General features: G+C 42.8%; 8 protein-coding genes, 3 tRNA genes and 3 rRNA genes. 1 reads left to right on the top strand and 13 read right to left on the bottom strand.

Annotated features, from left to right (window positions below):
- Nucleotides 1–3: 3 nt before the first annotated feature.
- The 5 genes from BN1356_RS01710 to BN1356_RS01690 form a co-directional block, all read right to left on the bottom strand.
- A complete protein-coding gene (locus tag BN1356_RS01710) occupies nucleotides 4–822 on the bottom strand; it encodes a metal ABC transporter permease (RefSeq protein ID WP_093649699.1) in 819 nt (272 codons plus the stop codon).
- On the bottom strand, nucleotides 809–1522 hold the full coding sequence (locus BN1356_RS01705; protein WP_093649698.1) for a metal ABC transporter ATP-binding protein: 714 nt from the start codon (nucleotides 1520–1522) through the stop codon (nucleotides 809–811). Before BN1356_RS01705 ends, BN1356_RS01710 begins: the two co-directional genes overlap by 14 nt.
- A gap of 1 nt (nucleotide 1523) precedes the next feature.
- On the bottom strand, nucleotides 1524–1967 hold the full coding sequence (locus BN1356_RS01700) for a zinc-dependent MarR family transcriptional regulator (protein WP_093649697.1): 444 nt from the start codon (nucleotides 1965–1967) through the stop codon (nucleotides 1524–1526).
- A 304-nt stretch (nucleotides 1968–2271) separates the two neighbouring features.
- The gene (locus BN1356_RS01695; RefSeq protein WP_093649696.1) at nucleotides 2272–3342 is read right to left on the bottom strand and encodes a glycerate kinase family protein; all 1071 of its coding nucleotides are present in this window, start codon (nucleotides 3340–3342) and stop codon (nucleotides 2272–2274) included.
- A gap of 179 nt (nucleotides 3343–3521) precedes the next feature.
- On the bottom strand, nucleotides 3522–4157 hold the full coding sequence (locus tag BN1356_RS01690; protein WP_093649695.1) for an SDR family oxidoreductase: 636 nt from the start codon (nucleotides 4155–4157) through the stop codon (nucleotides 3522–3524).
- 127 nt (nucleotides 4158–4284) lie between these two features.
- Here BN1356_RS01690 and BN1356_RS01685 point away from each other — a divergent pair, with 127 nt between their 5' ends.
- Nucleotides 4285–5586 (top strand): hypothetical protein, encoded by a 1302-nt coding sequence (locus BN1356_RS01685; RefSeq protein WP_093649694.1) that lies wholly within the window; start codon nucleotides 4285–4287, stop codon nucleotides 5584–5586.
- A 161-nt stretch (nucleotides 5587–5747) separates the two neighbouring features.
- Here BN1356_RS01685 and BN1356_RS01680 read toward each other — a convergent pair.
- From BN1356_RS01680 to ftsH, 8 genes are all read right to left on the bottom strand, one after another.
- Nucleotides 5748–5819: transfer RNA gene (locus BN1356_RS01680), tRNA-Glu, on the bottom strand.
- Between the two features lie 24 nt (nucleotides 5820–5843).
- Nucleotides 5844–5916 (bottom strand) — tRNA-Asn (locus BN1356_RS01675).
- A 5-nt stretch (nucleotides 5917–5921) separates the two neighbouring features.
- Nucleotides 5922–6037 (bottom strand): 5S ribosomal RNA (gene rrf, locus BN1356_RS01670).
- A 197-nt stretch (nucleotides 6038–6234) separates the two neighbouring features.
- A 23S ribosomal RNA gene (locus BN1356_RS01665) occupies nucleotides 6235–9141 on the bottom strand.
- 403 nt (nucleotides 9142–9544) lie between these two features.
- Nucleotides 9545–9617: transfer RNA gene (locus tag BN1356_RS01660), tRNA-Ala, on the bottom strand.
- An 85-nt stretch (nucleotides 9618–9702) separates the two neighbouring features.
- Nucleotides 9703–11261, bottom strand: a 16S ribosomal RNA gene (locus tag BN1356_RS01655).
- Together the 16S, 23S and 5S rRNA genes with 3 tRNA genes alongside form the textbook arrangement of a ribosomal RNA operon.
- A 454-nt stretch (nucleotides 11262–11715) precedes the next feature.
- The gene (locus BN1356_RS01650) at nucleotides 11716–12498 is read right to left on the bottom strand and encodes a transposase (protein ID WP_245620276.1); all 783 of its coding nucleotides are present in this window, start codon (nucleotides 12496–12498) and stop codon (nucleotides 11716–11718) included.
- Nucleotides 12499–12884: 386 nt separating this feature from the next.
- The gene (gene ftsH, locus BN1356_RS01645; RefSeq protein WP_093649693.1) at nucleotides 12885–14846 is read right to left on the bottom strand and encodes an ATP-dependent zinc metalloprotease FtsH; all 1962 of its coding nucleotides are present in this window, start codon (nucleotides 14844–14846) and stop codon (nucleotides 12885–12887) included.
- Nucleotides 14847–14848: the final 2 nt, after the last annotated feature.

The following is a 14848-nucleotide window of genomic DNA, read 5'->3' as shown; positions in this document are numbered from 1 at the left end:
CTCCTATTTTTTAAATTTATAAACTGCATTGACCAGTAAGAAAATACTGATAAAAATTAAGGTAATGCTAGCACTGGCTGGCGTTTCTGCATAGTAAGAAGAAAAAAGACCCGCTACCATCCCGACAAAACCAATTACCATCCCGACAAAGATTACCGTTCGAAAACTCTTCCCAATTCGAAGAGCGATAGAGGCTGGTAATACCATGATTGTTGATACCAAAAGCGCCCCAGCTGCTGGAATCATGAGAGCAATAGCAACACCCGTCAACATATTAAAAGCGATAGACATGACCCGTACAGGCAAACCGTCAACAAAAGCTGTGTCCTCATCAAAAGTCAAAATATACATAGGTCGCAAGAAAAGTAAGGTCAAAAAAACGACTACCGCTGCAATGACAAAGAGACCGATAACCTGTTTTTGACTGATGGTCACAATAGAGCCAAATAAATATTGGTCTAAGCTGATACTACTACGACCACCAGCCCGACTCATGATAATCAAAGAAAGGGCCAAACCAGTTGACATGAGGATAGCTGTCCCAATTTCCATGAAATTTTTGTAAATCGTTCGCAAATATTCCAAGAAAATAGCTGCTACAAGAACTACTACCACTGTTGAAATAGTTGGTGAGATTCCAAGCACCACACCAAAAGCGACGCCCGCCAAGGAAACATGACTAAGAGTATCCGACATGAGACTTTGGCGACGTAGAATCAAGAAAATCCCCAAAATCGGTGCAAAGATACTCATCGCAATGACCGCCAGAAAGGCCCGTTGCATAAATTCATAGTTCAAAATACTCAAATCAAAGAGATTCATATTCAGTCACCTCCTGATTTTGTCCATGGACATTAAAGCATCTCCAAGGAGAATGTTGATTGCGGACCAGATAAATATTACGATCTGCATAATCTTTGAGTTCATCTGGATCATGAGTAATCATCAAAACGGACTTGCCATGCTTCTTGGCTGAATGATGCATAAGACGATAAAAATCGTCCTTGGTCCCACTATCCATGCCAGTCGTCGGCTCATCCAAAATGAAGATATCCGGGTCAGAAGCAAACATCCGAGCGATAACAGCTCGTTGCTTTTGACCGCCACTTAATGACCCTAGGCGCTTACCTCTGTGCTCCCACATACCAACGGACTCTAAACTAGCCTTTACATGTTCCTCGTCATGTTTATTCAATCGACGAAACCATCCTTGACGCGGATAGCGACCCGATTTAACAAACTCATATACTGTACTGGGAAAACCAGCGTTAAAAGAAGCAATTTGCTGAGGAAGATAGGCCATCCGCAATTTCTGACCTCGAATACTCTTTTCGGAAATGACAATTTTTCCCTGTTTAGGTTTTAAAATACCAAGAGTAGCTTTAATTAAAGTTGTCTTAGCTGCTCCATTTTCCCCTGTCAGAGTCACAAATTCACCACTATCCAAATGATAATGGATGTTCTCTAGAACTGGCTCATTGTCATAATGAAACTCCAATCCTTCTACTGTAATGTATCTCATCTTATTCTTTAATTTTTCCTACTAAATCCTTCATAAAACGTCCGATCATAGCCTGCTCCTCTTTCGAATAAGCTGACAAGACTTCCTCGTAGGCCGCAATAGTATGAACATGATGATGAGTATGCTCAGCTGCTATGGGTTTCGCAATCTCCGTTAGACTATAACGGACCACGCGTGCATCCTTGCTATCACGTACTGCAACCAACATATCTTGAGCAATCAGAGACTTGATAGCCTTAGTAATTGCGGCTTGGCTAACCTTAAGTTGCTTGGCGATTTCTGAGCTCGTATAGGAACTATTCTCAATCAGCATCAAAATGTGCTCCTGAGTATTGGTCAGCCTTACATTACTTTGGCAAGAACCCACCAAGATTTCCAATTGATTTTCCGAAGACAGAACAATTTCATGCAAGGCTTGATCGATTTGATAAGCTACCTGATTCATAGATTCACCCCTTTTTTAGTTAACTAGTTAATAGTAACACAAAAAGATTAACTGGGCAAGTATTTTTACCCAAAAACATCTCCTACATAGGAAAAAATGTATGAAAACATTCTCACGCTACATCCATTTTTATATATATTTCCAGTGACTTTACATATTGATGCCATCAAATCCTTGATTTCAGCTTCATTATATGACATATTTTATAATTGGAACCTTCTTTTCCATGAAAATAGACTATCAGAAAAGATAAATTTCTCTCTGTCTTTGTTCTACCTAAAACAATTTCCTTAAGAAAGCTGACTTAATAATTCTTTACGAATACTTGTAAAATATTACGTGTGACAAACTCCAAATTTCTTAAAGTCTCTTCCTTATCCATAGCTTGCTGCAGTGAAAGAATCTGTTTTTGAATAGAAAAGATTCCCAAAAAATCATCTCCAATCCAGTCCGTATCGTCTGCGATCATACCGCAAATTGCTATGATAGGAACCCCATGTTTTTTAGCCAAACTAGCTAGGCCATAGGGAACCTTTCCTTCCTTACTCTGACTATCCAACCGCCCCTCTCCTGTAATGACTAAGTCAGCATCTTTTATATCTTCTTCCAAACAAAGGACAGAGGCAATTCGATCAAAACCTGATTCCAATCGACCACCCAAAAGTAAGATAGCAGCTCCCAAACCACCAGCTGCTCCAGACCCTGCAACAGCTTGGAGATCGATGCCAGTTTGTTCCTTTACTAATAAGGCGAAATCAGAGGCAACCTGGTCCCTAGCTTCCACCTGTAGATCGCTCCCACCTTTTTGTTTCCCAAAAACGTGTGCAAAACCAGATTTCCCCGCATAGATATTTTGCACATCCGTCAAACCAGTAAGCCTCACATCCTCCCAACTAGCCGGAAACTGAAGTTTGAACGTTTTTTCATCAAAGCCAAAGCTTTCTAACAAACTAAGACCACCGTCAGATGAACCTGTTCCTCCCAAAGTCAAGTAGATTTCTTGGCAACCTTGATGAACTGCTTCCTTAAGAAGAACTCCTAAACCAAAGGAGTTTGCTTGCTCAAAAGTTTCAGGAGAAGGGATAATTTTATCCATACCTACTACAGAAGTGGATTCGATAAAAGCAGTATTTCCAACTTTCAAAAAACTAGCTTGAATCGGTTGCCCCATCAAATCAATAGTAGAAACCGAACAGTATTCACCGCCAAGAACAAGCTTCAAAGCCTCTAAAGTTCCCTCACCACCATCAGCAATAGGAAACATTTTTATATTGGCGTCCGGTAAAACAAGCTTTATAGCCTTTTCGACACTCCTATTGACTTCAACTGAACTGGCTGACCCCTTAAAGGAATCGATGGCAACAACAATCTTCATAGAAACCTCCAAACAAAACATTCATTGAGCTAGTATAGCAAAATAGGCTTCTAACTGTAAAAATATTAAAGAAAAGTTTGAGCCTAAATAAATGAAAAAATAAGACAAGAATGTGATTGCCTTGTCTTATCACTTGCCAGCAGGCAAAAAACTGATAAAGACTTAACCTACCGCCTATTTTAGTGCATATGCTCTAATTCATAGATTTGACGTTCTGGTCCATCTAAAATGATCGTCCCTATTGTTTTTGCAACATCATCAACTAGAATCGGACGACCTGCCCAGGCTGGACTATCCTGCTCCAAATTGGCCAATATTTTTTCGGCTAATGCCACTTTTTCTGGACGTGAGGACCCATACATAAAGCCAGGTCTCAAAATGACTGTAGAAAAAGCTTTATTTAAGAGATAATCTTCAGTCTCTTTTTTAGTCTGACGGTATTTCTCAGGTGTATGATCTGTGTTAAGGTTGGTTGAAACGTAGATAAAAGTCTTACCCTTTGAATCCTCCATAGCATCCGCAATGGTCTTGGCAGCGTCAAAAATAACATGCTGATAGGTAAGGCCTTTTTCAAGATCTTCTCGAACAATCCCAACTAAATCAATCACCACATCAATATCTTCTAGAAGATAACTCCATTCAGATGGCTGGTATAGATCAGCTTCAATCCACTCAATCGATTTTGTCTTTTTTTGAAGCAAGTCATCTGTCAATTTTCGAGTAACTGCGTAAACCTTTACGTCTTGGCTAGCTAGTTGCTCCAGAAGACTCTGTCCCAAAAAACCACTTCCACCAAATAATAGGATCTGTTTCATACTATTCCTCCTTTATCTATTTCTCTATATTCATTATAGCATCCCCAGTAGTAAAAGAAAACCGATTGTTTAACAAAATTAAAATTTAGGAGTATACTATAGTCATCTTTTAAAGAGGAGAAAAAATATGGCAAATCAAGTCAAACAATTATCAGAATTACTATCAGCTATCTCGGAAGAAAACAATGATATCCTTATCACTTCTTCCATCCTGATTCCTCATTCTATTACCCTAGCCAAAGGTGTCCGTCTAAGAGGCCAGGAAAATCAAACCAGCATACTCTCCTTTTCAACCAGTGATGGAATTGCCCTAAACAAAAATAACACCCTTGCAGATTTAATTATCCAAACCTCAGCCCAAGACCGGGCAATCTATATCTCATCTACTGAGGAAGATTTAGGAACAATGACCCTAAGTAATCTAACAGTAACTGGGCAAGTACAATTATTGACGAGAACTCCAAACAAAACAATGAATCTGCTTGTTGACCATCTAGATATCCCATTTAGCGACTCGCGAAATCGAACAGAAAAACCACTAAAATATGGAGCAGCTGTTCAACAAGGAGCCCTAACAGTCTATAATTATAACCAAGATCCGACTTCTAGCATACACGCTACTATTAGACAGGTTTCCATCGGTCGTCAACATGCACCCGTATTAGGATCCGGAGTTTTCATTGCAGGATTCAACGAAACTGGTGGCTCGGTCCAACTCGAAGAGCTAATCACCGATGATATCTACTCAAACGGCATGATCCCTTTTGGTCAACCAAATCTGATTACCGGAGGAATCTTTATCCTAACAGGAGCAGCTGCTAAGAGTATTCACTCAAAAGGTAGCGTCACAACCTATGGTGTCAATGATATGGTTTTAGATGTCTGGGGAAACGTCGGTCATTGGATTACAGAGAAACCTATCAAAAGTTATGGAACTTCAGGAATAGGATTTGTAAACTTTGGTAAGGTAGAGCATTTCCACGCGAAAGAGGAAATTGTAACATATGGTTCAGGTGCTCGTGGTTTCAATCAATATGATGGAACCATTGACTATGCATCCTTCAAATCTATCACCACACATGGAGATGGATCAATTGGTATGCAAATTTCAAAACCAGTTGGGGAAATTCTAATCGAAGACTCAATCACGACATACGGAAACATAGGTGAATCACTCGTCAAAGGAGAAATTAAATCACTCAAAGCCATTGCTTTCTCACTACAAACTGGCGGTAAAATCAAAAAACTCCATATTGGAGGCAATATCGAAACAAATGGCCAAGATGTCCATAGTTTAGAAATAAAAGAAGGATCCAACATAGAAAGTCTCCAAATAGATGGCCAAATAAGGCAAAAAGGAAACTCAAAAGCCAAGATACTCCTCGAAGCAACTCTCCCTGAAGACATAAGAGAACGGTTAGAAAAATAAAACAAACAAAGGAGCTAGTCTTATTTACAGATAATTAGCTCCTTTGTTTTGTTTTTTAAGCATATTTCCATCTAAAAAAATACAAAAAAACAATGGCATCACACAATCTCACACTAACTGTCTCTTCGTTCAAACAAAAAAGGAGCTAAGCTCCTAAGATATAGTCCGTACGGGATTCGAACCCGTGTTACCGCCGTGAAAAGGCGGTGTCTTAACCCCTTGACCAACGGACCATACACAATAAAGAATTCTCTTTACTCCGCCAACAGGGCTCGAACCTGTGACATCATGATTAACAGTCATGCGCTCTACCAACTGAGCTATGGCGGATAAGTGCTAAGCGACTACCGTATCTCACAGGGGGCAACCCCCAACTACTTCAGGCGTTCTAGGGCTTAACTACTGTGTTCGGCATGGGTACAGGTGTATCTCCTAGGCTATCGTCACTTAACGTTGAGTCTTGTCAACTCAAAATTGAATATCTATATTCTAACAAGTTTTTACCGCGCTGTCAATATTGACTTCGGTTTATGAATTATACTCGGGCTAAATTCTTAGTGAAAAAGATAATCTTTCTAGAGTCTTAGTGACTCGTCGTCAGATTCCTATTTTCATACAGAATTCTTAACGCCCTCTATTACTTATTCTTAGGATAAGTCCTCGAGCGATTAGTATTGGTCCGCTCCATAGCTCGCACTACTTCCACTTCCAACCTATCTACCTGATCTTCTTTCAGGGCTCTTACTGATATAAAATCATGGGAAATCTCATCTTGAGGGGGGTTTCGCACTTAGATGCTTTCAGCGCTTATCCCTTCCCTACATAGCTACCCAGCGATGCCTCTGGCGAGACAACTGGTACACCAGCGGTAAGTCCACTCTGGTCCTCTCGTACTAGGAGCAGATCCTCTCAAATTTCCTACGCCCGCGACGGATAGGGACCGAACTGTCTCACGACGTTCTGAACCCAGCTCGCGTGCCGCTTTAATGGGCGAACAGCCCAACCCTTGGGACCGACTACAGCCCCAGGATGCGACGAGCCGACATCGAGGTGCCAAACCTCCCCGTCGATGTGAACTCTTGGGGGAGATAAGCCTGTTATCCCCAGGGTAGCTTTTATCCGTTGAGCGATGGCCCTTCCATACGGTACCACCGGATCACTAAGCCCGACTTTCGTCCCTGCTCGAGTTGTAGCTCTCGCAGTCAAGCTCCCTTATACCTTTACACTCTGCGATTGATTTCCAACCAATCTGAGGGAACCTTTGGGCGCCTCCGTTACTCTTTAGGAGGCGACCGCCCCAGTCAAACTGCCCGTCAGACACTGTCTCCGATAGGGATAAACCTATCTGGGTTAGAGTAGCCATAACACAAGGGTAGTATCCCAACAGCGCCTCTGTTGAAACTAGCGTCCCAACTTCAATGGCTCCTACCTATCCTGTACATGTGGTACAGATACTCAATATCAAACTGCAGTAAAGCTCCATGGGGTCTTTCCGTCCTGTCGCGGGTAACCTGCATCTTCACAGGTACTAAAATTTCACCGAGTCTCTCGTTGAGACAGTGCCCAAATCATTACGCCTTTCGTGCGGGTCGGAACTTACCCGACAAGGAATTTCGCTACCTTAGGACCGTTATAGTTACGGCCGCCGTTTACTGGGGCTTCAATTCATACCTTCGCTTGCGCTAAGCACTCCTCTTAACCTTCCAGCACCGGGCAGGCGTCACCCCCTATACATCATCTTACGATTTAGCAGAGAGCTGTGTTTTTGATAAACAGTTGCTTGGGCCTATTCACTGCGGCTGACATAAATGCCAGCACCCCTTCTCCCGAAGTTACGGGGTCATTTTGCCGAGTTCCTTAACGAGAGTTCTCTCGATCACCTGAGGCTACTCGCCTCGACTACCTGTGTCGGTTTGCGGTACGGGTAGTGTATATTTAAACGCTAGAAGCTTTTCTTGGCAGTGTGACGTCACTAACTTCGCTACTAAACTTCGCTCCCCATCACAGCTCAATGTTAGAGGAATAAGCATTTGACTCATTCCACACCTCACTGCTTAGCCCAGCTCTTCCAATCGCTGGGTTTAGTTAGCCTACTGCGTCCCTCCATCACTATATACACTAGTACAGGAATATCAACCTGTTGTCCATCGGATACACCTTTCGGTCTCTCCTTAGGTCCCGACTAACCCAGGGCGGACGAGCCTTCCCCTGGAAACCTTAGTCTTACGGTGGATGGGATTCTCACCCATCTTTCGCTACTCATACCGGCATTCTCACTTCTATGCGTTCCAGCACTCCTCACGGTATACCTTCTCCACACATAGAACGCTCTCCTACCATAACACTTAATGTGTTATCCACAGCTTCGGTAAATTGTTTTAGCCCCGGTACATTTTCGGCGCAGGATCACTCGACTAGTGAGCTATTACGCACTCTTTGAATGAATAGCTGCTTCTAAGCTAACATCCTAGTTGTCTGTGCAATCCCACATCCTTTTCCACTTAACAATTATTTTGGGACCTTAGCTGGTGGTCTGGGCTGTTTCCCTTTCGACTACGGATCTTAGCACTCGCAGTCTGACTGCCGACCATAAATCTTTGGCATTCGGAGTTTATCTGAAATCAGTAAACCGAGATGGCCCCCTCATCCAAACAGTGCTCTACCTCCAAGATTCTTCTATGTCGACGCTAGCCCTAAAGCTATTTCGGAGAGAACCAGCTATCTCCAAGTTCGTTTGGAATTTCTCCGCTACCCACAAGTCATCCAAGCACTTTTCAACGTGCCCTGGTTCGGTCCTCCAGTGCGTCTTACCGCACCTTCAACCTGCTCATGGGTAGGTCACATGGTTTCGGGTCTACATCATGATACTATGTCGCCCTATTCAGACTCGGTTTCCCTACGGCTCCGTCTCTTCAACTTAACCTCGCATCATAACGTAACTCGCCGGTTCATTCTACAAAAGGCACGCTCTCACCCATTAACGGGCTCGAACTTGTTGTAGGCACACGGTTTCAGGTTCTATTTCACTCCCCTTCCGGGGTGCTTTTCACCTTTCCCTCACGGTACTGGTTCACTATCGGTCACTAGGGAGTATTTAGGGTTGGGAGATGGTCCTCCCAGATTCCGACGAGATTTCGCGTGTCTCGCCGTACTCAGGATACTGCTAGGTATAAAGACTATTTCGAATACGAGGCTCTCACTCTCTACGGCTGACCTTCCCATGTCATTCTTCTATACTCTTTAAGTCCACATTGCAGTCCTACAACCCCGAGGAGTAAACTCCTCGGTTTGCCCTCCAGCCGTTTCGCTCGCCGCTACTAAGGCTATCGCTTTTGCTTTCTCTTCCTGCAGCTACTTAGATGTTTCAGTTCACTGCGTCTTCCTTCCTATGACCTTAACAGTCATGGATGACATGCATTACATGCCGGGTTCCCCCATTCGGACATCTCTGGATCATTGCTTACTTACAGCTCCCCAAAGCATTTCGTCGTTAGTCACGTCCTTCATCGGCTCCTAGTGCCAAGGCATCCACCGTGCGCCCTTATTAACTTAACCTTATTTCTAGTTTTTCTAAACTAGTAAACTCATTAAAATATTTACAGCGTTTTCGGTTTATTTTCTTGTTACTATTCATATAACTTCTTTACAAAGTTATATGGAATTTGATAGATATTCAATTTTCAATGGACAAGTTCATGATATAAAGAACCGGTGCGACCTGTCGCAAAACTTGCGTAGAATAAGGTTGAAACCAGCAACGTGTCGACAGACACTAGGTGGTTACGACTTATTCCTAGAAAGTTTAGGTTCATATTCAAATATCATCTTATCTAGTTGAACACGAGATTAATTTCTTAGGAAAAATGATAAACTTCCTTGTGTGCAAGCACACAGCGTCTGTTTCCTGTTTTTCTACAGAAATTTCGGCAAGCCGAACATCTCTTTCTATCCTAGATAATGGAGCCTAGCGGGATCGAACCGCTGACCTCCTGCGTGCAAAGCAGGCGCTCTCCCAGCTGAGCTAAGGCCCCACAAATTGACGTTTGTGGTCTCTTTTGTCTAAACAAGACCCCTCAAAATTAAAGAAGACTAAACGTACAGGTTCCTTATCCTTAGAAAGGAGGTGATCCAGCCGCACCTTCCGATACGGCTACCTTGTTACGACTTCACCCCAATCATCTATCCCACCTTAGGCGGCTGGCTCCTAAAAGGTTACCTCACCGACTTCGGGTGTTACAAACTCTCGTGGTGTGACGGGCGGTGTGTACAAGGCCCGGGAACGTATTCACCGCGGCGTGCTGATCCGCGATTACTAGCGATTCCGACTTCATGTAGGCGAGTTGCAGCCTACAATCCGAACTGAGATTGGCTTTAAGAGATTAGCTTGCCGTCACCGGCTTGCGACTCGTTGTACCAACCATTGTAGCACGTGTGTAGCCCAGGTCATAAGGGGCATGATGATTTGACGTCATCCCCACCTTCCTCCGGTTTATTACCGGCAGTCTCGCTAGAGTGCCCAACTAAATGATGGCAACTAACAATAGGGGTTGCGCTCGTTGCGGGACTTAACCCAACATCTCACGACACGAGCTGACGACAACCATGCACCACCTGTCTCCTCTGCCCCGAAGGGAAATCCTATCTCTAGGACGGTCAGAGGGATGTCAAGACCTGGTAAGGTTCTTCGCGTTGCTTCGAATTAAACCACATGCTCCACCGCTTGTGCGGGCCCCCGTCAATTCCTTTGAGTTTCAGCCTTGCGGCCGTACTCCCCAGGCGGAGTGCTTAATGCGTTAGCTGCGGCACTGAGTCCCGGAAAGGACCCAACACCTAGCACTCATCGTTTACGGCGTGGACTACCAGGGTATCTAATCCTGTTTGCTCCCCACGCTTTCGAGCCTCAGTGTCAGTTACAGACCAGAGAGCCGCTTTCGCCACCGGTGTTCCTCCATATATCTACGCATTTCACCGCTACACATGGAATTCCACTCTCCCCTTCTGCACTCAAGTTACACAGTTTCCAAAGCATACAATGGTTGAGCCACTGCCTTTTACTTCAGACTTATGTAACCACCTGCGCTCGCTTTACGCCCAATAAATCCGGACAACGCTCGGGACCTACGTATTACCGCGGCTGCTGGCACGTAGTTAGCCGTCCCTTTCTGGTAAGATACCGTCACAGTATGAATTTTCCACTCTCATACCCGTTCTTCTCTTACAACAGAGCTTTACGATCCGAAAACCTTCTTCACTCACGCGGCGTTGCTCGGTCAGGGTTGCCCCCATTGCCGAAGATTCCCTACTGCTGCCTCCCGTAGGAGTCTGGGCCGTGTCTCAGTCCCAGTGTGGCCGATCACCCTCTCAGGTCGGCTATGTATCGGAGCCTTGGTAGGCCGTTACCCTACCAACTAGCTAATACAACGCAGGTCCATCTCCTAGTGAAGCATTTGCTTCTTTCAAATGTTTAACATGTGTTAAACACTGTTATGCGGTATTAGCTATCGTTTCCAATAGTTATCCCCCGCTAAGAGGTAGGTTACCTACGCGTTACTCACCCGTTCGCGACTCAACTTCTCAGGTGTTTCCGAAGAAACGGGAGAAAAGTTGCGTTCCACTTGCATGTATTAGGCACGCCGCCAGCGTTCGTCCTGAGCCAGGATCAAACTCTCATTTAAGTTTGAGTCTTCACTCATTTCTGTCACTGACAGATTTATTCTTTTTTTGTTCATGACGATTCATATTTCTATGAATCACCCTGCACGTTTGGTTCGTCTTCTTTAATTTTCAAAGGTCTTGTCTGCCACTCTCTTGCGACAACTATATTAGTATATCAGCTCTTTCCTTCCCTGTCAAGAACTTTTTCTCCTTTTTTTAAAAAAAGTGAAGTTTTCCTCAGAGGAAAGTATTACTTGATAACTTATTAACTATACCAAATATATTGGATAATTGTCAAGAGGATATATTAAAGAACCATTCCCCTTGTTGCCTTTTTCTCATAATTTCGTATATTTTTAAAAAGAATGGAGAGTGAACTTGTCCGCAGAATGGTATTTTTCTAACCTTGACTAGTCATTTCAAAGCTAATCTTGAAAAAAGGGCGCACTTGGCCCTTGTAAGTGGAGGGATTTTTTAAACAACCCAACTCGCCAGATGCGCTTGGTTTCCAGTCTTCAACTTTGCCATCAGATACTGAGCTCTGTCTAAAACTTTCTCACTTAGGTGACTAATCATCTTCTTAGCGACAGTCTGTTCCCCCTTTGAAGCAGGTGTCACTTCCCAGGTAATCGGGAGTTCGTAATGGGCATCCACGATGAGATGACAGCGAAATCCATAGTAATTTTCTTTTTTCACGTACCCATTTTTACCATGTCTTTCTTTACAAGTGAAATCGGCATCCAGATCAGATCGCTTATCTTTTTTCTTTTTCTGACCATAAGGAGTCGCATAACTTTCAATTAGTTTCCCATCTAAAGCCAGTTCCTTACCGAAATCAGGAAGGAGCTCATAGAGGCCTGAAACTCCTGACTGAACCCAGTACTCAATATCGGGACAGAGTTCTACCAAATCTTGAATAAAACGTGAAAAGGCCGATTTGGAGGGAGCGTGAACCAGTTTCCTTGTTCCGTTCTTTAATTTGACACCGTGCGTTTCAAATCCACATATTTGTCGAAGCTGACTATTCATATTCAGATGCCGTATCAATTGTTGGTCGGTTTCCAGCTGTAAAATAAATTTAGACACGTAGGCGATGAAGTAAGATTGAACACTGTAATCTCGACGTCCATGACGACGTCTTTCTTCCAGACACTGGAAGAGGTTGGTTTCTGGCAAACCATCCAGAACAGTCAAAATTTTTTCTAGATCGCCCATTTCATGGTCCTCAAAGAGGTTGAGTTGTGTTATAATTTTCATGTGAGACCTCGCTAATAGCTATAGTTGCACTACTATTATAACGCTTTGACGTTGAATGATGGCTCATAAAGGGAAAAATCGCTACAGACCGTGGCGATTTTTCTTTTTAGGTGATCCTTAAACCTTGATAAATCTAAGTTCAAGAAAAAGGGGAATGATTCTTAAAAAATAAAAAACTTAACCAATGGTCCAATACTCCTATACAAATCTTCTAATTCCACTCAAAATGAAAAGTTATTTTTATAATGAAAGATTACCATGCCTTTACAAATACTGCTATGGCACTATTTTCAACATATCTTTTTGGGACAACGAAAAAAGATTGAAGAAAATTATCCAAAATGGATTTTTCTTCAATCTAGATATATAAATTCTGTATATTTTATTTAATCCGGAATTTTTTCTTTGACTTCTTCGTAGCTTAAGGCATGGACATCTTCATCATCACTTATTTCAGGCATTTTACCCGTTTCATAGATAGACTTAATCTGAACACTATCCAGAGTTTCATATTTGAGAAGAGCTTCCGCTATAAGTTTATGGGCTTCACGATTGGCTTGAATGATTTCTCCAGCTTTGTCACGAGCATCGTTCAATAACTGGCGTACCTCATTATCTAATTCATAAGCTGTTTGTTCAGAAATATGTTTTGGAGTCGTGTAACCACCAAACATAGAATGGTTCCCTTCATACTGCATTGGTCCCATTTTTTCACTCATACCATACTCGGCAACCATTGCACGAGCCATCTGAGTTGCTTGTTCAAAGTCATTAGAGGCACCTGTTGTCTGAGCATTAAAGATAATTTCTTCTGCGACACGCCCACCCATGAGTCCTGCCAATTGTTCTTTCATGTCCTCTTTAGAAAGCAACATCTGATCTTCTTTTGGTAAAGCAATCATATATCCGCCAGCACGACCACGAGGGACAATCGTTACCTTGTGGACAACACGAGCATTGGATAGGACTAAGCCAACAATAGTATGTCCTGCTTCATGATAGGCCACCATTTCACGTTCTTTTTGAGAGATAGTCCGGTCTTTCTTAGATGGACCAGCAATTACACGGTCTTCTGCTTCATCAATATCAGAAGCATCGATTTTTTTCTTATTGCGTCGAGCTGCTACAAGGGCTGCTTCGTTTAAGACATTTTCTAAATCTGCACCAACGAAACCTGGTGTCTGTTGAGCAACTAACTTCAAGTCAACGTCCTCTGCGAGTGGCTTGTTGCGAGCATGTACTTTAAGGATGGCTTCACGACCTTTAACATCAGGTCGTCCAACTAAAACTTTTCTATCAAAGCGACCTGGACGCAGGAGAGCTGGATCTAATACATCGCTGCGGTTTGTTGCTGCAATGACGATGATCCCTTCATTTCCTTCAAATCCATCCATCTCGATTAGGAGTTGGTTGAGTGTCTGCTCACGTTCATCATTACCGCCACCCATTCCGACACCACGCTGGCGACCAACGGCATCAATTTCATCGATAAAAATAATAGCTGGAGCTGCTTTTTTTGCATCTTCAAAAAGAGATCGCACTCGGCTAGCACCAACACCGACAAACATTTCAACAAAGTCAGAACCTGAGATAGAGAAGAATGGCACAGCTGCTTCACCAGCTACTGCTTTTGCAAGCAATGTTTTACCAGTTCCTGGAGGGCCCTCGAGGAGAACACCGGCTGGAATACGAGCTCCGAGTTTCGTAAAACGTTTTGGATCTTTTAGAAATTCAACGACTTCAACCAACTCTTGCTTCTCTTCTTCAGCTCCTGCTACGTCAGAAAAACGAATTTTAATGTGGTTTTGTTCCAATGCTTTGGCTTTGTTTTTACCAAAATTCATGGCACCACGGGCACCACCGCCACCTTGGTTCATCATCATCATGAAAATTATAATGACAATTCCAAACGGAACAATATTGAGAAGGATACTCAACCAAATTCCATTTGAACTTTCAGGAATAATTTTTACAGTAACATTTTTTTCTTCTGCTAAATCTTGCAGTTTTGAGAGTGTCGAATCTGCTGCTAGTATAATAGTAGAAAATTGTTCATATTTTGTTGTATCTGAAACTTGAAAAAGCTTAATAGATGATGCAATTTCATTTTTTGCTTCTACAGGTTTTTTATATTCACCTTTGATCTCAATAATACTACTATTTGGCTGGTAAGTAACTTTTTTAACATTCCCATCCTTTAAAACTGTCACCAATTCAGAATAAGTGATTTCCTGAGTTGCGACCTGTGCGCCCGCATTAAAAAATTGATAGCCAGTGATGATGGTCGCTAACAGCAAAATAATGAGAAAAGGATTTCGAATAAATCCTTTATTTTTTTGATTGTTCATCT

Source organism: Streptococcus varani (assembly GCF_001375655.1).
Taxonomy (GTDB): Bacteria; Bacillota; Bacilli; order Lactobacillales; family Streptococcaceae; genus Streptococcus; species Streptococcus varani.
This window is presented reverse-complemented; position numbering and strand designations above follow the sequence as displayed.

What these genes read in the sequence shown, in the direction of transcription:
- BN1356_RS01650 (WP_245620276.1), bottom strand. Translation starts at nt 12,498, where the DNA reads ATGAAAATTATAACACAACTCAACCTCTTTGAGGACCATGAAATGGGC.
- BN1356_RS01695 (WP_093649696.1), bottom strand. Translation starts at nt 3,342, where the DNA reads ATGAAGATTGTTGTTGCCATCGATTCCTTTAAGGGGTCAGCCAGTTCA.
- BN1356_RS01700 (WP_093649697.1), bottom strand. Translation starts at nt 1,967, where the DNA reads ATGAATCAGGTAGCTTATCAAATCGATCAAGCCTTGCATGAAATTGTT.
- BN1356_RS01710 (WP_093649699.1), bottom strand. Translation starts at nt 822, where the DNA reads ATGAATCTCTTTGATTTGAGTATTTTGAACTATGAATTTATGCAACGG.
- ftsH (WP_093649693.1), bottom strand. Translation starts at nt 14,846, where the DNA reads ATGAACAATCAAAAAAATAAAGGATTTATTCGAAATCCTTTTCTCATT.
- BN1356_RS01690 (WP_093649695.1), bottom strand. Translation starts at nt 4,157, where the DNA reads ATGAAACAGATCCTATTATTTGGTGGAAGTGGTTTTTTGGGACAGAGT.
- BN1356_RS01685 (WP_093649694.1), top strand. Translation starts at nt 4,285, where the DNA reads ATGGCAAATCAAGTCAAACAATTATCAGAATTACTATCAGCTATCTCG.
- BN1356_RS01705 (WP_093649698.1), bottom strand. Translation starts at nt 1,522, where the DNA reads ATGAGATACATTACAGTAGAAGGATTGGAGTTTCATTATGACAATGAG.